This is a genomic window from Xanthomonas sp. LMG 8993 (assembly GCF_009835065.2).
Lineage (GTDB): Bacteria > Pseudomonadota > Gammaproteobacteria > Xanthomonadales > Xanthomonadaceae > Xanthomonas > Xanthomonas arboricola.
Map to the genome: position 1 here is coordinate 1 of NZ_QVIF02000006.1, position 19,251 is coordinate 19,251.

Genomic DNA, 19,251 nt, shown 5'->3' on the forward strand with positions numbered 1-19,251 from the left:
TGGTGCGCCCGGAGAGATTCGAACTCCCGACCGCCTGGTTCGTAGCCAGGTACTCTATCCAACTGAGCTACGGGCGCGTCGTCAGGAGCGGAATTATGCGGATGCCCGGAGTCCTCGTCAATCCCCTTGTGACATTCGATTGTCGCTACCCCCATCGCCAAGACGCCGGCGCAGCGCGGCGGCCACGGCGGCGGGCGTCTTCATCCATGCGAAGTGATCGCTGCGCGCGCCCAGTTGCGCATCGTCCAAGGCGACACGTTCGGCACGTGCCTGCGGCATTTTCTGCAGCAAGGCCTGCAAGGCGCCGGGCGGGCCGAAGCGGTCGCGTGCGAAGGTCACTGCGCTGATCGGCATGTCGAGTTGGCCCAACGCCTGCTCGAGATCCCACGACGTGCCTGCCGCACGATAGCGATTGCTGCGACCGACCTGCGCCCAATCGGCGATCAGGCTGCGCGCCTCGGTGCCGCCGAAACCGAGCGTTCGCCCGTGCAGCACGCCTTGCGTGCGTGCCAGCCATGGCAGCAGCCGGAAGATCAGCGGCAGGCCGTAGCGCATCGGCACCGGAAAATTGCGCCAGTACGGCGAGCCGCTGGCGACCAGCCACAGCTGCGCAATCCGTACCGGCTGCAACGCGGCATGGCAGCAAGCCAGTTGGCCGCCCAGGCTATGACCGCCCAGCACGCACGGCAGTTGCGGGTCATGCAGGTCGAGCAGCGCGCGGCTGGCGGGGATATCGTCGGCAAGCAGCGTGCGATAGCCCCAGTCGTGCTCGCGCGAGGGGCGCAGGGTGCTGCTGCCGTTGCCGCGCCACTCGTGCAGATAGACCGCAATGCCGGCGCTCGCCAAGGCGTGCGCGAACGGCTGGTAGTGCCGGGCGGCAACGCCCAGTGCCGGCAGCCACAGCAGGCTGGCGATCGGCCGCGCCGGTGCGTGGCGCAGCACCTGCCAGGCATGTCCATCCGCTGCGGTCACGGCGAGCGTGCTGGCCTGCACGCTCATGGGCTAGGCGCGGCGCCGAAATGGTCCAGCACCAGCACCTCGCTGTGACCGGGGCTGTGGCCAAGGCGGATGGCGCGCGCGATATAGTCGATGGCCGCTTCGCAGGCGTTGAGCAGGGAAAGGCCTTGGCACAGCTGCGCGGCAATGGCCGCCGACAGGCTGCAACCGGTGCCATGCGCATCGACCTGCAGGCGCGGATGCATGAACACGTCCTGGGTGACACCGTCATCGAAGCGGTCGATCACCCGCGTGCCTTCGTGCAGGTGACCGCCTTTGAGCAGCACCGCATTGGCGCCGAGTTCGAGCAGGGCGGCGGTGGCGTGCTCGGCGCCATCGGCATCGTCGATACGGCGGCCGGTCAGCAGCTCGGCTTCGGGCGTATTCGGTGTGATCAGCGTGGCCAGCGGCAGTAGACGCGCGCGCAGGGCCTCCAGCGCGGCGTCTTCGAGCAGGCGGGCGCCACTGGTGGACACCATCACCGGGTCGAGCACCACGAACGGTGGGCGATGGGTTTCGAGCAGATCGGCCACGCAATGGATGACCTCGGCGTTGGCGAGCATGCCGAGTTTGACTGCCTGAATTTCGAAGTCCTCAAAGCAGGCATCGACCTGCGCCCGCAGAAACGCGACCGGGGGGATATGCACGGCAGTGACGGCGCGGGTGTTCTGCGCGGTCAATGCGGCGATCGCCGACAAGCCGTGCACGCGGTGCGCGGCAAAGGTCTTGAGGTCGGCCTGGATGCCGGCACCACCGCCGGAATCGGAGCCGGCGATGGTCAGGGCGGACAGCGTGCTGGACGTGGTCATGGGTGGATTCTGCACTGCTGTCTGGCGGATGTGCGGATCAGCGCGTGCGCCAGCGACGCCACTGCAGGTAGCCAACGTAGCCGGCACCGGTCACTCCGGTCAGGCCCGCCGGCAGGTAGAGCGCGTCGTAGTGCCAGCGCTGGAATAGCCAGGTGCCGAGCATGCTGCCGCCGAGAAAGCCGCCGATGATCAGCCCGCTCAGCGTGAGCCGGCGCACCTGCAGCGGGCGCCCGCGCAGCAGATGCCCCAGGCCGATGCCCAGGTCGGTGAACATGCCGCTCAGATGGGTGGTGCGGACCGCGGCGCCGCTGAGGGTGGTGGCCATGGCGTTCTGCAGGCCGCAGGCGCCTGCGGCGACCAACGCGCCGCCGACATGGTGCAGCTTGAACAGTGGGATTGCGGCCAGCAGCAGCAACGCTTCGAGCAGCAGTGCCGCACCGTAGCGCTGTCCCAGCCGCAAGACATCGTCCTGGATGATCAGGCCGCTGAGCATGGCGCCTGCGCAGAACGCGATCAGGATGCCCCAGAGAAAGCCGATCTCCGGTGCGCTGTTCTGCACCAGGGCCACGCCGAGCAGGCTGGTGGTGCCGGTGAGGTGGCTGACCACCTGATGCTCGGAGCCCAGGTAGCCGACCACGTTGACCATGCCGGCCACGCCCGATAACGCTACCGCGCCGATCCAGACCCAGCGCGGCAGCAGCAGGCCCATCGCGGGTCAGGGCGTACCGTTGACGGCGATCTGCGAGAACGCGCCGGTTTGCGGATCGTACAACGCACCCCAGAAGGCGCTACCGCCATCGCACACCCGGATCGCTTCCTTGGCCGGTTTCACCGGCGGATCGTTCGGGAGTTTGAAGGCGTTGATGTAGATCAGCTGCTGGCCCTGGACCACCACGCCCACGTACTGGCGATCGAAATCGCGCGGCTCGGGGATGGTCGGCGTCAATGAGTCCTGCCGGGATTCGAGCTGTTCGATCTGCTGCTGGCTCGGTGTCCAGTAGCCGGTGATCTGGCCCGGATGCCGCGCCGGGCTGTCGCGCGAGCAGGTGTCCAGCACCTGCTCGGCGATGCCCTGGCGGGTTATGACCCAGGACTGCCCGTTCTTGAGGTTGGTCGGCACGCTCGCTGGCGGCGGCGTGGTCGCGCAGCCGGCCAGTGCCATCACGGCGAGTGCCGCCGCGCCGCGCAGCCTGTGCATCACAGCACCTCCGAAGCGAAGTCGGCCAGGCGCGAACGCTCGCCGCGCCGCAGTGTGATATGCGCGCTGTGCGGCCAGGCCTTGAAGCGATCCACCGCATAGGTCAGGCCGGAGGTGGTTTCGGTGAGGTAGGGCGTGTCGATCTGTTCGACGTTGCCCAGGCACACGATCTTGGTGCCGGGGCCGGCACGGGTGATCAGCGTCTTCATCTGCTTGGGCGTGAGGTTCTGCGCCTCGTCCAGGATCAGGTAGCGCGACAGGAAGGTGCGCCCGCGCATGAAGTTCATCGAGCGGATCTTGATGCGGCTGGCGAGCAGGTCGTTGGTGGCCGCACGCCCCCAGGCGCCGCCGTCCTGGTTGTGGGTGAGCACTTCCAGGTTGTCGGTCAGTGCGCCCATCCACGGCGTCATCTTTTCTTCCTCGGTGCCGGGCAGGAAGCCGATGTCTTCGCCGACGCTGACGGTGGCGCGGGTCATGATGATTTCGCGGTAACGCTGCTGATCCATCGTCTGCGCCAGGCCGGCGGCCAGGGCGAGCAGGGTCTTGCCGGTACCGGCGGTGCCGAGCAGGGTGACGAAGTCGATTTCCGGGTCCATCAAGGCATTGAGCGCGAAGTTCTGCTCGCGGTTGCGCGCCACGATGCCCCAGACCGCATGTTGGCCGCTGCGGAAATCGTCGACCAGGCACAGCGTGGCCTTGCCGCCGCCGACCTTGGCCACGCGCAGCTCCACTTCGTCCTCGCCCGGCAGGTACAGGTACTGGTTCGGATACCAGTCTTCGTCCTCGGCCAGCACGATCTCGTAATGGGTGCGGCCACGCTCGTTCCAGCTGCGCAGGTCCTGATTGTGCTTTTCCCAGAAGTTGTCCGGCAGCTCGATGGCGCCGGTGAACAGCAGGCTGAAATCGTCCAGCGCGCGATCGTTCTGGTAGTCCTCCGCGTTCAGGCCGCTGATATAGGCCTTGATGCGCAGGTTGATGTCCTTGGACACCAGAATGACCGGCACGTCCGGATGCTCTTCGCACAGCGCCAGCACCGAGGCCAGGATCTTGTTGTCCGGGATCATCGCGCCGAAGGTGCGGCCCGGGTCGATCGGATGGATCTGGAAATACAGCCGGCCGATCGCCGCCTGGCCCTTGAGCTGGATACCCTGCGGATGGCTGAGCAGGATGCCGGCCTGGATCTGCTCGGCATTCGTGTTCTCCAGCAGTTCGTCCAGGAAGCGGCTGACCTGGCGCGCATTGCGGCTGACTTCGGACGTGCCCTTCTTGGCGTTGTCGAGTTCCTCGATCACCTGCATCGGCAGGAACACATCGTGTTCCTCGAATTTGAACAGCGCGGTGGGATCGTGCATCAGCACGTTGGTGTCCAGCACGTAGATGCGCTTGCCTCGGGTCATTGGGTCTTCCAAGTGATGGAGCAGGGGCGAGCCATCACGCCTGCAGGGCAGGGTGATGGAGGACACGGGAAACCAGGGGGCGTCACTGTCTGGCGTGCGCCTTCAACGCGGCCAGCACGGCATCGGCGTGGCCGGGGACCTTGACCTTGCGCCAGGCCTGCACCACCACCCCTTCGGGCGACAGCAGGAAGGTGCTGCGCTCGATGCCGAGCACCTGCTTGCCGTACATGTTCTTTTCCTTGATCACGTCGAAGGCGCGGCACAGGGCCTCGTCGCCATCGCTGACCAGCGGGAAGGTAAATCCCTGCTTGGCGCAGAAATTGTCGTGCGACTTCACCGAGTCGCGCGAAACGCCCAGCACGACCGCGCCGGCCTGGGTGAACTGCGGCAGCAGCGCGTTGAAATCCAGGCCTTCGGTGGTGCAGCCGGGCGTGCTGTCCTTCGGGTAGAAGTACAGCACCACCCATTTGCCGGCGTAGCCGCGCAGCGTGGTGTTGGTGCCGCCGGACAGCGACAGTGGCAGGTCGAAGCTTGCAGCAGGTAGTTCGAATACAGCGTCGGTCATCGTTGCTCAGCCCTAAGTGGAGGGGCGTACGGCGCGGTCAAGCCGGGCCGACGTCCATCCCATCATAAGCAGCCACATGGAAACGTTTGGCAAGCGCATCGAACTGCGCATTGCGCTGATTCAGCGACTCGATGGTGTGCTGTTCCAGCTTGTCCACGTGCAGGAAGTACGACTCTTCGTCGTCGCCATCGTCTTCGTCGCGTTCGCCCAGGAAGATGTCGATGACCCGATAGCCGTCCCGGGTCAGTTGCTCGGCGAGGTGTTGCAGCGGTTGCTGCGCCGGGTCGGCGAAGAAATATTCCCAGCGCAACGGCCCGTCGAGATTCCAGTCGGTCTCGGAGCGGATGTGCTCGAACATCTGTTTTAGGGCGGAAAGGGCAATGGCCATCGGAACGTCTGCCTCAGAACTTCATCGGGTCCATGATCGCGTCGAGATTGAGGTGATCACAGAATTCCAGGAAATCATCGCGCAACGCGGCGATGTGCATGTTGGCCGGCACGCCGATGGTCACCTGCGCCGAGAACATCTCCGCGCCGGTCTGCATGGCGCGGTAGCGCGTGCTCTGCAGGTTCTCGATGGTGATGCCCTGGCGGTCGAAAAAATCGGCCAGCTGGAACAGGATGCCCGGCTTGTCGGCGGCGATGACTTCGACGATGTAGGGCAGCAGGTTGGACTGGGTCTGCTTGGGGCCGGTGCGGTACCACACCAGCTTCAGGCCTTCCTCGCGCTCGAGCCGGGTCAGCATCGCTTCGAGCTTGGCGACCGAATCCCAGGAGCCGGTGGCCAGGGCGGTGACCGAGACATCGCGCCCCACCGTGGCCAGGCGGGCGTCCACGAGATTGCAGCCGCTGTCGGCGATGCGGCGGGTGACGGGCAACAGGGGGGACTCCGGATGCGTCGTATAGGCGTTGATCAGGAGGTGGTTTTCGGTCGGCGAAGGCCGGGGAGTCGAGTCGGTCAAAGGGGCTTCCGGCATTGCATCAGGCTGAATGGCCGCCCGGGCAGGCGCCCTGGCGGTGACCAGCATACTTGCCCGTGGTTTCGCGCCGCAAGTAACATGCAGGCGGCCACAACCCGCGTGCGCGCGGGCCTTTCCTGTCACGTAAGAGCAGCAGAATCTTGTCCCTTTCCGGCATCATCACCGCGCTGGCGACCCCTTTCGGTCCGGACGGCGCACTCGAACTGGATGCCTGGCGGCGGTTGCTGGAACAGCAACTGCACGGCGGCGTGCAGGGAATCGTCGTCGCCGGTTCCACCGGCGAGGCCGCGGCATTGAGCGACGAGGAGTACGACACCTTGTTGCGTGCCGCCGTCGCGCAGGTGGCCGGCCGTGTGCCGGTGCTGGCCGGTACCGGCCTGTCGGGCACCGCCAAGACCATCGCGCAGACGCGCCGCGCTGCGGCGCTGGGTGCGCAGTACGCGCTGGTGGTGACGCCGCCGTACGTGCGTCCGACCCAGGCCGGGCTGCAGGCACATTTCCAGGCGGTTGCCGACAACGGCGGGCTGCCGGTGGTGCTGTACAACGTGCCCGGCCGCACCGGATGCGATCTGTTGCCGGAGACGGTTGCCGCACTGGTCGGCCATCCGAATATCGTCGGTATCAAGGAAGCGCGCAGCGAGCCGGAGCGCGTCGCCGCGCTGGTGGCGCTGCGCAGCGAGTCCTTCGTCGTGCTCAGCGGTGACGATGGCAGCGCCGCGCAGGCGATGCTGTCCGGTGCCGACGGGCTGATTTCGGTGGCGTCCAACGCGTTGCCGTCGGCGTACCGGCGGCTGTGCGATCTGGCCCGCGATGGTCAGCGCGAGGCGGCCACCACGTGGGACGCACGCCTGAGCGAGTACCACAGTTTCTGCGGGATCGAATCCAATCCCATCCCGGTCAAGGCGCTGCTGCAGCGCGCCGGGATCGGGCACGGCCTGCGCCTGCCGTTACTGCCCCTTTCTGCGGCGCACCAGCCTGCCGCCGACCGCCTTGCCGCCGACGCTGTTGCGTTGGAAGCGCTTTCCAGCCGCGAAATGCTCGCGGCCTGACCCAGGAGATTTATCGATGCGTCATTCCGTTTCCCCCGTCCGCGTGCTCTCGCTCGCGTTGCTGGCGACCGCCACCGTCGCCGCCACGAGCGGTTGCAGCTGGTTCCACAAGGGCGCACGCGGTGACTACGCGCTGGCCCCGGAAGCCCGTCCGCTGGAAGTGCCGCCGGATCTGAACCTGCCCGACACCTCCGGTGCGATGAAGGTGCCGACGCTGGCATCGAGCGCGCAGCAGAACACTTCGGCGCCACCGTCCGCCAGCGCCAACAGCGGTTTCACCGTGCCGGGCGAGCGCGACGAGGTGTTCGCCAAGGTTGGCGCGGCGCTGGCCGACATTCCCGGCCTGACCATCGCCAGCAAGGCGCAGATGCTCGGTTCCTACGACGTCAGCTACGAAGGCTCCAGCTTCCTGGTGCGCGTGGTGAAGGTCGAAGCCGGCAGCTATGTGTCGGCGGTGGATCCGCGCGGCATGCCGGCCACTGCGGCAGCGCCGGTGGCGGTCATCACGGCGTTGAAGGGCAAGCTGGGCGGCTGAGGCCGCTGCAGCAACTGCAGACAGCAGAACGGGCGCTTCGGGCGCCCGTTTTGCGTTCTGGTGCGTGGTATCGCTTTATCGCTGCGTTGTCGCCGGCTGGATGCTGCCAGGCGCCGTTTCAGCGTTGCAGCAGTGGCAGCTTGTTCGGCTTGCCGTCCCACTCGGCGGCATCGGGCAGCGGTTCCTGGCGCACGGTCAGCACCGGCCAGGCCTTGGCCAGCTCGGCGTTGAGCGCGACGAAGCCTTCCTGGCCTGCCGGGACGTCGTCTTCCGGGTAGATCGCATTGGCCGGGCATTCCGGCTCGCACAGCGTGCAGTCGATGCACTCATCCGGGTCGATGACCAGGAAATTCGGGCCGACATGGAAGCAATCCACCGGACAGACCTCGACACAGTCGGTGTATTTGCACTTGATGCAGTTTTCGGTGACAACAAAAGGCATGGCGGAATCCGGCGTTTAGCCTGTCAATTCTAAAGCAGTCCGGTGGCCGGTGTGGGGTTGGCCGGGATTTGTCGGCCTCCAGCCCTGGCCGCTCGGCGCGGTTCTGACCGTCTCCGGTCAGGCCAGCCCGCGCTGCCTGGCCAGTGCGAACAATCCCGTGGCAGCCAGATCTTCCCGATGCAGCTGCGTCCGCACGCCCAACTGCGCCAGCGCCAGCGCGTAGCGCTGCGCCAGGCCGGGGCTGCCGACCAGGTGCACGGTGGCGTGAGTGCCGCGCTGCTCGCGCAGTTCGTGGCCGATCAGCAGGCCCGAGAGGTAGGACGGCAGCGCGGTGGCGGTGAGGCGGTCGAACAGGCCCAGCGTGCGGGCGCCGAACAGGTGGTGGCTGAGGCCACCGGGCGCGGCGCTGCGGTCGACGCCTTGCGCGAAGGCATCGGTGTCCAGGTCCGCAGGGTCGTCCTGCATCAACTTGCCCAGGATGCTGTGCTGGCGCAGCACCGCATACAGCTCGCCGGTCATGACGGTGGCGAAACCGGTCAGCTGGCCGTGCGCGATCTGCGCCCATTTGCTGTGGGTGCCGGGCAGGCAGGCGACGTGTTCGCCATCGCCGAGTGCGGCGATCAGGCCAACCAGCTGGGTTTCCTCGCCACGCATGACATCGGGCACGCCGTGCTGCTCGCCGGTACTTACGCCGGGGACGAACCACAGCGTGCGTCCGGGCAGCAGGTCGGCGTAGCTGCGCATCGCCTGCGCCAGGGCGGCGGTATCGGCCGGGCAGGGCAGATAGGCCTGCTCGACCCAACCATTGCGGCTGCCGATCATGCCCGACAGCAGCAGCGGGCCGTCCCAGCCGTCGATCAGCGTGCTCAGCACCTCGGCGAAGCGGCCCTGGCAGGCCAGGATGCCGTCGCTGCCGCGGCGTTGCTCCAGCACCGTGCCGTCGGCAGCGAGCAGGTAGCCGCGCAGGCTGCTGGTGCCCCAGTCGATGGCGATCATGCGCTGGCCACCCGGCTCTCGGGCAGGCCCTTGATCGGCACGTCGCAGACGTACAGACCGCCGGCTTCCGGCGTGCGCGCCAGTTCTTCGGCGCTGTGGTCCAGGCGCGAGCTGATCACGTGCAGGCGGTCCAGCGCGGCGCCGCCGAGGGCGCTGCAGGTGGGGTGCTTGACCGGCAACTGCACGATGCGCTCGATGCTGCCGTCGGGGCGGTAACGCACCACGCGCCAGGCGCGCCATTGCGCATTCCACAGATGGCCTTCGCTGTCGATGATGGAGCCGTCCGGCTCGGCATCGTCGCGATCCAGCGTGGTGAACACGCGCACGTTGCTGGTCTGCGCAGTGTCGGCGTCGTAATCGCAGCACAGGATCTGCGGGCGCAGCGAGTCGCAGTAATACAGCGTGCGGCCGTCGGGGCTGAAGCAGATCGAGTTGGGGATCGACACGCCCGGCAGCGGCAATGCACGCAGGCCGTGGCGCAGCGAAAACTGGTACATCGCGCCGCGTGCGGCCTTGTGGTCGTGCTCGTCCATGGTGCCGAACACGAGGTTGCCGTTGCGGTCGGCGCGGCCGTCGTTGCTGCGCGTGTGCGGGTTGTCGGCTTCGATATCGGCCAGGTGCTCGAGCGGCAGCGTGTCGGCGTCGGCGTTGTCCGGGTCGGCGATGCAGACCGACTTGGCCAGCGCGATCAGCAGACGGCCGTCGTCCATCAGGCCGAGGCAACCGGGGCGGTCCGGCAGCGTCCAGTACTGCGTGCGTGCGCTGTGCGGATGATGCCGCCACAGCCGCTTCTCGCTGATGTCCACCCAGTACAGCGCTTCACGTTGCTCGCACCACAGCACGCCTTCGCCATGCGTGCAGCGGCTGTCGACCGCCAGCACGGCGGTGTGTTCGGGCGTGCTCACCATTCGGCGATGCTGCCATCGCTGTGACGCCAGACCGGGTTGCGCCAGTCCGGCGGATTTTCGTTTGCGCGCTTGAGCATGTCTTCGTCGATCTCCACACCGAGCCCGGGTTTGGGCAGCGCGGCGATACTGCCATCGACACACTGAAAATCGTCTTTATTGATGACGTAATCGAGCAGGTCGGCGCCTTCGTTGTAGTGGATGCCGATGCTCTGTTCCTGCAGCACCGCGTTGTGCGAAACGAAGTCCACGTGCAGGCAGGCGGCCAGCGCGATCGGCCCGAGCGGGCAGTGCGGGGCGAAGCCGACATCGTAGGCTTCGGCCATCGCGGCGATCTTGACGCACTCGGTGATGCCGCCGGCATGCGACAGGTCCGGCTGCACCATGCCGATACCGCCGGCGCACAGCACGTTCTTGAATTCGAAGCGCGAGAACATGCGCTCGCCGGCCGCCAGCGGAATCGAGGTGCTCGCGGCCAAGCGCGGGTAGTACTCGGCCTGCTCGGCCAGCACCGGTTCCTCGACGAACAGCGGCTTGAACGGCTCCAGCTCGCGCAGCAGCGCCTTGGCCATCGGCGCGCCGACGCGGCCGTGGAAGTCGATGCCGAAGTCGATGCTGTTGCCGAAGGTCTCGCGGATCTCGGCGACCTTGACCACCGCCGCATCGACCGCGCGCGCGCTGTCGATCAGCTTCATCTCCTCGGTGCCGTTGAACTTGAAGGTGTCAAAGCCCAATGCACGGTAGTCGGTGATCTGCTGGATGATTGCGCCCGGGCGGTCGCCGCCGACCCAGCGATAGGTCTTCATGCGGTCGCGCACCAGCCCGCCCAGCAGCTCGTACACCGGCACGCCCAGGGCCTTGCCCTTGATGTCCCACAAGGCCTGGTCGATACCGGCGATGGCGCTCATCAGGATGGCGCCGCCACGGTAGAAACCGGCGCGGTACATGGTCTGCCACAGATCGTTGATGCGCGCCGGATCCTTGCCGACGACGTAGCCGGCCAGTTCGTGCACGGCGGCTTCCACCGAGCGCGCGCGGCCTTCGATGACCGGCTCTCCCCAGCCGGTGATGCCCTCGTCGGTTTCGACCTTGAGGAACAGCCAGCGCGGTGCGGCGTGGTAGGTGGTGAGGCGGGTGATCTTCATCCTTGCAGTTCCTGGTAGGCCTGCACGAAGGCGCGTGCATGCGTCTGGGTCGTTTCGAGCGATTGCGCGGGTTTGTACAGTTCGCCACCGATGCCGGCGCCGGCGGCGCCCTGGGCAAGGAAGCCGGCCAGGGTCTGCGGGCTGACGCCGCCGACCACGTAGACCGGAATGTGCTTGGGCAGCACCGAGCGCAGCGCGCGCACATGCGCGGCGCCATAGGTGGCTGCGGGGAACAGCTTCAGGATCGTGGCGCCGGCATCGATGGCGTCGAACGCCTCGCTGGCGGTGGCGAAACCGGCCACCACGGTGAGCCCGCGCGACACCGCATGGCGGATCAGCGACGGGCGCGTATTCGGGGTGACGATGAAGCGCGCACCGATCTCGGCCAGGGTGTCGACATCGTCGTTGCGCAGCACGGTGCCGGCGCCGATCCAGGCGCGCTCGCCGTAGGTCTGCTGGGCCAGGGCGATGCTCTCGGCCCAGCGCGGCGAATTGAGCGGGATCTCGATCGCGTCGAAGCCGGCGTCGATCAGTGCACCGACATGGTCGAGCGTTTCTTCCGGCGTGATGCCACGCAGGATGGCGATCAGCGGCAGGGCGAACAGGCTGGCGGTGGTGTCTGAGGTCATCGTGTTACTCGCGATAGAGCGGAAAGCGGCCGTCGGCGTCCGGATGGGCGCCAGCGTCGGGGGAAGTTGCAGCGCTGCCTAGCAGCGCGCGGAGGGCGGCAGGCAGCCGCGACGAGTTGGCTGCGGCACTTGCGTGCGCACTCCAACGGCCTGCAATTGGCCGGCAAGTTGCCGTCATCGTCGTCCACCTCCGCAATCATGGCGTGCGTGTTGCCATCTCGTGGAAGATGGGTCACGTCTGTTCTGGCCGCGCCCGGGAGGTAGGGGCTCCTGCTGCGGCGTTCGATAGCCTCGCGCGGGGAGATATGTGCTGCAAATGAAATTTTCGGCATATTCTATTCCTCCTACGAATACAGCTGCGTGGCGATACCCCATGGCAAATTCCGGCACTCCCTGGTTCAACGCTGCCCGCCTCAAGACGCGCCAGCTCCTGCTGCTGCTGCATCTGCACGAACAACGCTCGGTGCTGCGCGCGGCCGAGGCCGCCAGCATGACCCAACCGGCCGCCTCCAAGCTGCTGGCGGAAATGGAAGACATGCTGGGGGTGAAACTGTTCGAGCGGCATGCCCGCGGGGTGGAGCCCACCTGGTACGGCCATGTGCTGATCCGGCGTGCGCGTGCGGCGATGTCGGAGATCGGCCGGGCGCAGGAGGAGATCGCCGCGCTGCGCGCCGGGAGGATGGGCCAGGCCTCGATCGGTACGGTGGTCAATCCGGGCACCAACCTGGTGCCGCAGGCGATCGCCGAGGTCAAGCGCGAGTTCCCCGACATCCTGGTGCGGGTGGAAATGGATTACAGCCGCCCGCTGGTGGCCAAGTTGCTGGATGGCCAGCTGGACATCGTGATCGGCCGCATCCTGGGGCCCGAAGGCGTGGGCGAGCTGGAGTTCGAGCCGCTGGCCGACGAGCCGCATTCGGTGATCGCGCGTGCCGGCCACCCGCTGGCCAGTCGGACCGGCCTGCAGCATGCGGATCTGGTGCGGCATGGCTGGATCCTGCCGCCGGCCGACAGCGTGCTGCGCGCGCGGCTGGATTCGATGTTCATGGAGCACGGCGTGCAGACGCCGACCAATGCGATCGAGACCTCGTCGCTGCCGGTGACCTCCACGCTGTTGCGTGGCACCGACATGCTGACCGCCTTGCCGGTGGAGTCGGTGGCGCCGCTGATCCAGGCCAAGCTGCTGACCGTGCTGCCGATCGAGCTGGGCGTCCGCATGGAGTCGTTCGGCATCATCCGGCGGCGCGATTACATCCTGCCGCCCGGGGCCGAGCGCATTCTGCAGGCGCTGCGCACCACCGCGCGGCGTTTGTACCCCGGTCTGCGCGGGCCGGAATCCACTGGTTAAGCGGGCTCTTCCATTTGTATTCCGGCACGGAATACCAGGCTGTGAATTTTTCATTGGCTGGCGCTAGACCACGCGCCTATATCTGTGAGCCAGATCGCACGCTGAAGCGCACGTGAAGTCGGGCAGGTGATCGGCGGGCAAACCGTCAGATAGAGGGAGGGGCAGGCGTCCGTGCCGGCTCCGCCGTGATCACGCGGGCCGCGTCGCGGCGCCGCGACAACCAGTCTTCAGTCGTCTTGCGTCCTGGGAGGGATTCAGATGTACAAGTTTTCAAGCCATGCCTCGGCAGGGACGGGCGTGCACGCACGTCGTACCCCGCGTTTGTGTCATTCGGCCATGGCCGTCAGCATCGGGTTGCTGCTCGCCGCCCCCGTCTATGCGCAACAGGCGCAGTCGTCGCAGGCCGCCTCCAGCGCCAATGGCGGCACCAGCGCGGTGGATCTGGACACGGTGGAAGTGCGCGGCGTGCGCGCCAGCCTGATCAAGTCGCAGGTGATCAAGCGCGATGCCAGCCAGATCGTGGATTCGGTCAGTGCCGAAGACATCGGCGCCTTGCCCGACCGCAGCGTCACCGAAACCCTGCAGCGCGTCAGCGGCGTGACCATCGATCACTTCGCCGCACGCAGCGATCCGGACCATTTCTCCGCCGAAGGCAGCGGCGTGATGATCCGCGGCCTGACCCAGGTGCGCGGCGAACTCAATGGGCGCGACATCTTCAGCGCCGCCAGCGGCCGCGGGCTGAGCTTCGAAGACGTGCCGGCCGAGTTGATGGCCGGTGTGGACGTCTACAAGAACCCCTCGGCGGAAATCATCGAAGGCGGGCTGGGCGGCACGGTCAATCTGCGTACGCGCATGCCGTTCGACAATCCGGGCCGGATCGTCGGCGGTAATGTCGATTACAACTACGGCGACATGAGCAAGAAGTACAAGCCGTCGGCCTCGTTCCTGTTCAGCGACCGCTGGAACACCGGCATCGGCGAAATGGGCTTCATGATCGATGTCGCGCATTCGGAGCTGGCCACGCGCTCGGACGGCATCCAGGTGGAGCCGTACGTGCGGCGGACCGATGAGGCCGTGCTGGCCGGAAGCGGGCGCAGCGAAGTGTTCGTGCCGGGCGGGGTGAACTGGCGTCAGCTGGATTTCGAGCGCAAGCGCGACGGGATCGCGGCGGCGTTCCAGTGGAAGCCCAGCGACGCCACCGAGATCTATGCGCAGTTCCTGCGCTCGCGCTACGAGATGAACTGGCAGGAGCGCGCCGCGTTCTTCAACGACAGCAACAACAGCATCACGCCGGCACCGGGCACCACCTTCGACTACGACGATCGCGGCGCCTTCCTGCGCGGCTCGCCGGTATCCAGCTCGTGGCGCGGGGTGCTCACCGGCGATGGTGTGCGCTTCAATACCGATAACCGCTATTCCGAACAGCGCACCACCACCACCGACATGTCGGTGGGCTTCAGCCATTTCTTCAACGACAACCTGCAGATCAAGGGCGATATGCAGTTGGTGGAGTCGGAGAACGAGCAGCTGGATTTCACCGTGTTCAGTGCGACCTATCTGCCGGGCCTGTCGTACGACGTGTCGGGCAAATATCCCAGCGTGCAGATCGCCAATCCGGGCTTTACCCAGGACCCGTCCAACTACTTCTGGGCGGCGGCGATGGATCACCTGGGCAAGAACCGCGGGCGGCAGCTGTCCACGCGTGTGGATCTGGAATACACCTTCGATGACAGCAGCTGGTTGCGCTTTGCGCGCTTCGGCATGCGCGCCACCGACCGCAACCAGATCAACAAGAATTCCGGCTACAACTGGGGCGTGATCTCCGACAACTGGGCCGCCATTCCGGGCACCAGCAACGGCCTGGCGAATATGTCCGAGTTCATGACCGACCAGTCGTCGTTGTTCACCTTCTCCGACTTCTTCCGCGGCGGGGTGAACGTGCCGACCACGCTGGTGGTGCCCAACAGCAGCCTGGTCAACAACTACCGCTCCGCCTCGCAGATGATCCAGCAGATCGTGGCGCTGCGCGGCTACGGCTGGGCGCCGGACACCTATCAGCCGCAGGACACCAACCGCCAGCACGAACGCACCCAGGCCGCCTACGCGGCGCTGTACTTCGGCAATGACGAGGCCTGGGGCGTGCCGGTGGACGGCAACATCGGCATCCGCGTGGTGCAGACCAAGACCCAGGCCGAAGGCTTTGGCCAGTTCCAGAACCTGGCCGGTCTCAATGTCTCACCGGAACTGCAGGCGCGCTATACCGGGCAGTACTTCGAGAACAACTCCCAGGGCAGCTATACCAACGTGCTGCCCAGCCTGAACCTGCGGCTGCGCTTCACCGACAGCCTGCAGTGGCGCTTTGCCGCCTCCAAGGCGATGGCGCGCCCGGACTACACCCAGCTGCAGCCGTATGTGTTGCTCAACGTGGAAACCAACGACGCCGGCCAGGCGACCGATTTTGTCGGCACCGCCGGCAACCCGAACCTCAAGCCGATGGTGGCCAACCAGTTCGACACCGCGCTGGAGTGGTATTTCGACACCAGCGACATGCTGTACGCCACGCTGTTCTACAAGAAGGTCAAGGATTACTTCTCCACCCAGACCCGCAGCGAGATCTACGACAACCGCCCCTGGCTGGTGACACGCCCGTACAACATGGACGAGGGCACCATCCGCGGCGCGGAGCTGGGCTATACCCAGTTCTTCGATCAGCTGCCGGGCTGGCTGAGCGGGTTCGGCGTCAATGCCAACTTCACCTTCGTCGACAGCCAGGGCGGCGCCAACACCGCCACCGACCCGTACACCAATACCACCGTCACCGGTGTGGAGCTACCGCTGGAAGGCCTGTCGCGGCGCAGCTACAACCTGGCTGGTATCTACGAGAAGGGCCCGTTGTCGTTGCGTCTGGCCTACAACTGGCGCTCGCGCTACCTGCTGACCACCAGCGATGCGTCCACCCGTCTGCCGACCTGGGCCGACGACTACGGCCAGCTCGACGGCTCGTTCTTCTACCGCTTCAACGAGCACCTGCAACTGGGCGTGCAGGCCAACAACCTGACCAACACGGTGACCAAGGTGCTGATGGGGCCGACCTCGTACGAAGGCGGCGAGGTGGATCCGCGTCTGTATACGCGCTCCTCGTTCGTCAACGACCGGCGCTATTCGCTGGTGCTGCGCATGAACTGGTAAGCGCGGGCCATCACGGAACTGCCGTGCGCGGGCTCGCAGACTTGAGCCCGCTTTGGCCGCTCCGGCCGTCCGGATCCGCAATGCCATACCCGGCGGGTTTGTTGGCGTTGCTATAGTTTTTACGAATAGCTTTCCAGGAATATTTCATTGGTGTGGCACGACAGCGCCGCCCTATGCTCCGGCCGCAGCCGCTAGGTAAGCCTTGTCAGGATTACCACGCATCGCACCGCCCGGCCTTCCGGTCGTGGGCGGATGCGGGCCAGCACCAACGACGGGCAGGGCGTTCGCGCACCGGCCCGCTAAAAATTAGAAGTACATGCGTCCTGGGAGGGAGCACCATGTCAGTGCAACATCGCCACATTCCGGCAGGCCGGACTGTGGGTCAGCGTTCGATCCGTGATTTCCGCCGCTCCGTGATGGCCCTCAGTGTGGCCACGCTGTTGAGCACGCAGGCCTACGCGCAGGACGCGACCACCACAGCCACCCCGGCTCAGGACGCCACCACCCAGCAGCTCGACACCGTGCAGGTCACCGGCACGCGCAGCAGCGTCACCAAGGCGCAGCTGGTCAAGCAGAATGCCGAGCAGATCGTCGATTCCATCGTTGCCGAAGACATCGGCAAGCTGCCCGACAACAACGTCGCCGAGGCGCTGCAGCGCATCTCCGGTATCCAGATCTCGCGCAACTACGGCGAAGGCAGCTCGATCGCCATCCGCGGCCTGACCCAGGTGCGCACCGAACTCAATGGCCGTGACATCTTCACCGCCAACGATGGCCGTGGCCTGAGCTTCGAGGACGTGTCGGCCGAACTGCTCGGCGGCGTCAACGTGTACAAGAATCCCTCGGCCGACATGATCGAAGGTGGCCTGGGCGGCACCGTCGACCTGCGCACGCGCCTGCCGTTCGACTACGACGGCCGCAAGATCGCCGGCAGCGTCCAGTACAACTATTACGACCTGGCCGACGACGGCAAGCCGGCGTTCTCGGGCCTGTTCAGCGATCGCTGGCAGACCGGCATCGGCGAGATCGGCCTGCTGGTGAATTACTCGCAGCAGAAGAGCCCGTTCCGCCAGGACACCATCTCGATCGAGCCGTGGTACACGCAGACCGATCTGCCGGGCTATGAAGGCCAGGGCGTGTCGGTGCCGCACGGCGCCGGCATCAACACCACCATCGGTGAGCGCGAGCGCAAGACCGGTGCGTTCGCAATGCAGTGGCGTCCGAACGATTCGGTCGAGGTCTACACGCAGGTGCTGCGTTCGGATTACGACTTCAGCTGGCACGACTATTCGTTCTTCGCCCTGACCGGCGCCAACCCGATGCAGGGCTTGCCGGGCATCCAGGTCAACGACCGCAACGAGTTCGTCAATGGCTCGTTCCAGAACGTGCCGACCGAATCCAACACCAGTCTGACCGAGCGGCATTCGGTGACCACCGATTACTCGCTGGGCGCCAAGTGGACGGTCAACGAGAAGCTGACCCTGAGCACCGACTTCCAGTACGTCGATGCCACCACCAAGGGCACGCGCTACATCGTCGCCACCGGGCAGGACACCAGCCCGCAGTTCAACGTCGACTTCCGTGGCGATCTGCCGCGCCTGTCGGTGACCGATGCCAGCGGCGCGGAAGGCTATCTGGCCGATGCCAACAACTACGACGGCTGGCGCTGGCACCTGGACAACAAGGACGACAACAAGGGCACCGAGTTCGCCTGGCGCGCCGACATGGACCTGGCCTTCGACAGCGACTTCGTGCGCAGCTTCAAGGCCGGTGTGCGTTACACCGACCGCGATGCCGAGACCAAGGGCAATATCTACCGTTTCATGTGCATCAACGATTGCTCGGGCACGCCGTTCTCGCAGTACCCGACCATCGGTCTGGTGACCAACCCGATCACCGACTTTTTCCGCGGTGAGAGCAGCACCTTCGGCCGCACGCTGACGGCTGCCGACTCGGCAGTGGCCAACTACGAGCAGACCCTGGCTACCTTCGGCGCCAGCCCGCTGGAATTTGCGCCCAACAACATCAATACGCAGAACGAGAAGACCTACGCGGCCTATGGCGTGCTGCGCTTCGGCGTGGACAGCGACTCGATTCCGTTCGACGGCAACATCGGCGTGCGCGTGGTGCGCACCGAGGTGGGCTCGCAGGGCGTGCGCACCGGAACCGACAGCGAAGGCGGCGGACTGATCCCGGTGGATGCGCAGCAGACCTATACCGACGTGCTGCCCAGCTTGAACCTGCGCTGGATGCTGAGCGATCAGCTGCAGTGGCGTTTTGCGGCCTCGCGCGGCATCTCCCGTCCCACCTTCGACCGGCTCAACCCGAACCTGAGCCTGAGCACCGGCACCTCCAATGGTGCCTCGACCTTCACCGGTACCGCGGGTAACCCGAGTCTGGAAGCGGTCAAGGCCGACCAGTTCGACACCGCGCTGGAGTGGTACTTCGGCCAGGGCTCGATGATGTACGGCACCTTGTTCTACAAGAAGGTCGAAGGCTTCATCGCCAATGCCGTCTTCAACGAGGTCTACGACGGCCAGGTCTGGCAGATCACCCGTCCGGTCAACGGCGATGCCGGCAAGATCCGCGGTGCGGAACTGGGCTATACGCAGTTCTTCGACTTCCTGCCGGGCTGGCTGAGCGGCTTCGGCCTGCAGACCAACTACACCTATGTCGACAGCGAGGCGCCGAGCCCCACCGCCACCGACACCAACGGCCAGGCGCTGACCGTGCCGCTGGAAGGCCTGTCCAAGAACAGCTACAACGCGATCCTCAGCTACGAAACCTCGCGCTTCCAGGGCCGTGTGGCCTACAACTGGCGCAGCGACTGGCTGGTGACCACCGCGGGCAACGGCACCGGCAACCTGCCTGTCTACAACAAGGGCTTCGGCCAGCTGGATGCCTCGCTGCGTTTCAATATCAATGATGTGTGGTCGATTTCGCTCGATGGCGTGAATCTGCTCGATACCCGCCGCGAAAGCTATCTGGGCACCGAGTCGCGCTACCGTGACTTCGTGATCAACGATCGTCGGTATGGCCTGACATTGCGGGCCAGCCTGTAGAACGCGCCG

Annotated in this window: 18 protein-coding genes and 1 tRNA gene; 5 read left to right on the forward strand and 14 right to left on the reverse strand. The window is 66.0% G+C overall.

What is annotated here, in order from left to right; genetic code table 11:
* The 9 genes from DYQ94_RS12430 to DYQ94_RS12470 form a co-directional block, all read right to left on the reverse strand.
* Positions 1 to 77, reverse strand: a tRNA-Arg gene (locus DYQ94_RS12430).
* A gap of 40 nt (positions 78 to 117) precedes the next feature.
* Positions 118 to 999 carry an alpha/beta hydrolase family protein gene (locus DYQ94_RS12435; protein WP_126965833.1) on the reverse strand — a complete coding sequence of 294 codons (882 nt, stop codon included), beginning with the start codon at positions 997 to 999 and terminating at the stop codon, positions 118 to 120.
* Positions 996 to 1,805 carry a bifunctional hydroxymethylpyrimidine kinase/phosphomethylpyrimidine kinase gene (gene thiD / locus DYQ94_RS12440; protein ID WP_160955168.1) on the reverse strand — a complete coding sequence of 270 codons (810 nt, stop codon included), beginning with the start codon at positions 1,803 to 1,805 and terminating at the stop codon, positions 996 to 998. The genes DYQ94_RS12435 and thiD overlap by 4 nt, the downstream gene beginning before the upstream one ends.
* Before the next feature lie 37 nt (positions 1,806 to 1,842).
* Complete coding sequence (locus DYQ94_RS12445; RefSeq protein ID WP_046342370.1) at positions 1,843 to 2,514, reverse strand: YoaK family protein; 672 nt, start codon at positions 2,512 to 2,514, stop codon at positions 1,843 to 1,845.
* Between the two features lie 6 nt (positions 2,515 to 2,520).
* Positions 2,521 to 3,003, reverse strand: a complete 483-nt coding sequence (locus DYQ94_RS12450; RefSeq protein ID WP_126965835.1) for a hypothetical protein — start codon at positions 3,001 to 3,003, stop codon at positions 2,521 to 2,523.
* On the reverse strand, positions 3,003 to 4,400 hold the full coding sequence (locus DYQ94_RS12455) for a PhoH family protein (protein WP_016904785.1): 1,398 nt from the start codon (positions 4,398 to 4,400) through the stop codon (positions 3,003 to 3,005). Before DYQ94_RS12455 ends, DYQ94_RS12450 begins: the two co-directional genes overlap by 1 nt.
* A gap of 82 nt (positions 4,401 to 4,482) precedes the next feature.
* On the reverse strand, positions 4,483 to 4,965 hold the full coding sequence (locus DYQ94_RS12460) for a peroxiredoxin (RefSeq protein ID WP_102581140.1): 483 nt from the start codon (positions 4,963 to 4,965) through the stop codon (positions 4,483 to 4,485).
* 37 nt (positions 4,966 to 5,002) lie between these two features.
* A complete protein-coding gene (locus DYQ94_RS12465; RefSeq protein ID WP_039515997.1) occupies positions 5,003 to 5,353 on the reverse strand; it encodes a ribonuclease E inhibitor RraB in 351 nt (116 codons plus the stop codon).
* Positions 5,354 to 5,366: 13 nt separating this feature from the next.
* Entirely contained in the window at positions 5,367 to 5,993 is a 627-nt protein-coding gene (locus DYQ94_RS12470; RefSeq protein WP_002813792.1) for a glycine cleavage system transcriptional repressor, read from the reverse strand.
* 92 nt (positions 5,994 to 6,085) lie between these two features.
* Here DYQ94_RS12470 and dapA point away from each other — a divergent pair, with 92 nt between their 5' ends.
* Together dapA and DYQ94_RS12480 are read left to right on the forward strand one after the other, a co-directional pair.
* Positions 6,086 to 6,994, forward strand: coding sequence for a 4-hydroxy-tetrahydrodipicolinate synthase (gene dapA, locus DYQ94_RS12475; protein WP_126965836.1), 909 nt, complete (start codon positions 6,086 to 6,088; stop codon positions 6,992 to 6,994).
* Between the two features lie 16 nt (positions 6,995 to 7,010).
* The gene (locus tag DYQ94_RS12480; protein ID WP_024939787.1) at positions 7,011 to 7,529 is read left to right on the forward strand and encodes a hypothetical protein; all 519 of its coding nucleotides are present in this window, start codon (positions 7,011 to 7,013) and stop codon (positions 7,527 to 7,529) included.
* Between the two features lie 118 nt (positions 7,530 to 7,647).
* On the opposite strand, the gene fdxA is transcribed toward DYQ94_RS12480, so the two are convergent.
* The 5 genes from fdxA to DYQ94_RS12505 form a co-directional block, all read right to left on the reverse strand.
* A complete protein-coding gene (gene fdxA / locus DYQ94_RS12485) occupies positions 7,648 to 7,971 on the reverse strand; it encodes a ferredoxin FdxA (protein WP_006453280.1) in 324 nt (107 codons plus the stop codon).
* A 117-nt stretch (positions 7,972 to 8,088) separates the two neighbouring features.
* Positions 8,089 to 8,967, reverse strand: coding sequence for a 2-dehydro-3-deoxygalactonokinase (locus DYQ94_RS12490; protein WP_104570437.1), 879 nt, complete (start codon positions 8,965 to 8,967; stop codon positions 8,089 to 8,091).
* Positions 8,964 to 9,875, reverse strand: coding sequence for an SMP-30/gluconolactonase/LRE family protein (locus DYQ94_RS12495; RefSeq protein WP_104600621.1), 912 nt, complete (start codon positions 9,873 to 9,875; stop codon positions 8,964 to 8,966). The genes DYQ94_RS12490 and DYQ94_RS12495 overlap by 4 nt, the downstream gene beginning before the upstream one ends.
* Positions 9,869 to 11,017 carry a galactonate dehydratase gene (gene dgoD / locus DYQ94_RS12500; RefSeq protein ID WP_102252485.1) on the reverse strand — a complete coding sequence of 383 codons (1,149 nt, stop codon included), beginning with the start codon at positions 11,015 to 11,017 and terminating at the stop codon, positions 9,869 to 9,871. Before dgoD ends, DYQ94_RS12495 begins: the two co-directional genes overlap by 7 nt.
* Positions 11,014 to 11,646 carry a 2-dehydro-3-deoxy-6-phosphogalactonate aldolase gene (locus tag DYQ94_RS12505; protein WP_039520823.1) on the reverse strand — a complete coding sequence of 211 codons (633 nt, stop codon included), beginning with the start codon at positions 11,644 to 11,646 and terminating at the stop codon, positions 11,014 to 11,016. Before DYQ94_RS12505 ends, dgoD begins: the two co-directional genes overlap by 4 nt.
* Positions 11,647 to 12,019: 373 nt before the next feature.
* Here DYQ94_RS12505 and DYQ94_RS12510 point away from each other — a divergent pair, with 373 nt between their 5' ends.
* The 3 genes from DYQ94_RS12510 (at position 12,020) to DYQ94_RS12520 (ending at position 19,242) form a co-directional block, all read left to right on the forward strand.
* The gene (locus DYQ94_RS12510) at positions 12,020 to 12,991 is read left to right on the forward strand and encodes a LysR family transcriptional regulator (protein ID WP_024939782.1); all 972 of its coding nucleotides are present in this window, start codon (positions 12,020 to 12,022) and stop codon (positions 12,989 to 12,991) included.
* A gap of 258 nt (positions 12,992 to 13,249) precedes the next feature.
* Positions 13,250 to 16,180: a TonB-dependent receptor gene (locus DYQ94_RS12515; RefSeq protein WP_126965837.1), complete on the forward strand. Its 2,931-nt coding sequence runs from the start codon at positions 13,250 to 13,252 to the stop codon at positions 16,178 to 16,180.
* Positions 16,181 to 16,518: 338 nt separating this feature from the next.
* Entirely contained in the window at positions 16,519 to 19,242 is a 2,724-nt protein-coding gene (locus DYQ94_RS12520) for a TonB-dependent receptor (protein ID WP_046342376.1), read from the forward strand.
* The last annotated feature ends 9 nt before the right edge of the window (positions 19,243 to 19,251 follow it).

Bases quoted from the DNA above. Each gene is read 5' to 3' on its own strand.
- DYQ94_RS12435 (WP_126965833.1), bottom strand. From the start codon at position 999: ATGAGCGTGCAGGCCAGCACGCTCGCCGTGACCGCAGCGGATGGACAT.
- thiD (WP_160955168.1), bottom strand. From the start codon at position 1,805: ATGACCACGTCCAGCACGCTGTCCGCCCTGACCATCGCCGGCTCCGAT.
- DYQ94_RS12445 (WP_046342370.1), bottom strand. From the start codon at position 2,514: ATGGGCCTGCTGCTGCCGCGCTGGGTCTGGATCGGCGCGGTAGCGTTA.
- DYQ94_RS12450 (WP_126965835.1), bottom strand. From the start codon at position 3,003: ATGCACAGGCTGCGCGGCGCGGCGGCACTCGCCGTGATGGCACTGGCC.
- DYQ94_RS12455 (WP_016904785.1), bottom strand. From the start codon at position 4,400: ATGACCCGAGGCAAGCGCATCTACGTGCTGGACACCAACGTGCTGATG.
- DYQ94_RS12460 (WP_102581140.1), bottom strand. From the start codon at position 4,965: ATGACCGACGCTGTATTCGAACTACCTGCTGCAAGCTTCGACCTGCCA.
- DYQ94_RS12465 (WP_039515997.1), bottom strand. From the start codon at position 5,353: ATGGCCATTGCCCTTTCCGCCCTAAAACAGATGTTCGAGCACATCCGC.
- DYQ94_RS12470 (WP_002813792.1), bottom strand. From the start codon at position 5,993: ATGCTGGTCACCGCCAGGGCGCCTGCCCGGGCGGCCATTCAGCCTGAT.
- DYQ94_RS12480 (WP_024939787.1), top strand. From the start codon at position 7,011: ATGCGTCATTCCGTTTCCCCCGTCCGCGTGCTCTCGCTCGCGTTGCTG.
- fdxA (WP_006453280.1), bottom strand. From the start codon at position 7,971: ATGCCTTTTGTTGTCACCGAAAACTGCATCAAGTGCAAATACACCGAC.
- DYQ94_RS12490 (WP_104570437.1), bottom strand. From the start codon at position 8,967: ATGATCGCCATCGACTGGGGCACCAGCAGCCTGCGCGGCTACCTGCTC.
- DYQ94_RS12495 (WP_104600621.1), bottom strand. From the start codon at position 9,875: ATGGTGAGCACGCCCGAACACACCGCCGTGCTGGCGGTCGACAGCCGC.
- dgoD (WP_102252485.1), bottom strand. From the start codon at position 11,017: ATGAAGATCACCCGCCTCACCACCTACCACGCCGCACCGCGCTGGCTG.
- DYQ94_RS12505 (WP_039520823.1), bottom strand. From the start codon at position 11,646: ATGACCTCAGACACCACCGCCAGCCTGTTCGCCCTGCCGCTGATCGCC.
- DYQ94_RS12510 (WP_024939782.1), top strand. From the start codon at position 12,020: ATGGCAAATTCCGGCACTCCCTGGTTCAACGCTGCCCGCCTCAAGACG.
- DYQ94_RS12515 (WP_126965837.1), top strand. From the start codon at position 13,250: ATGTACAAGTTTTCAAGCCATGCCTCGGCAGGGACGGGCGTGCACGCA.
- DYQ94_RS12520 (WP_046342376.1), top strand. From the start codon at position 16,519: ATGTCAGTGCAACATCGCCACATTCCGGCAGGCCGGACTGTGGGTCAG.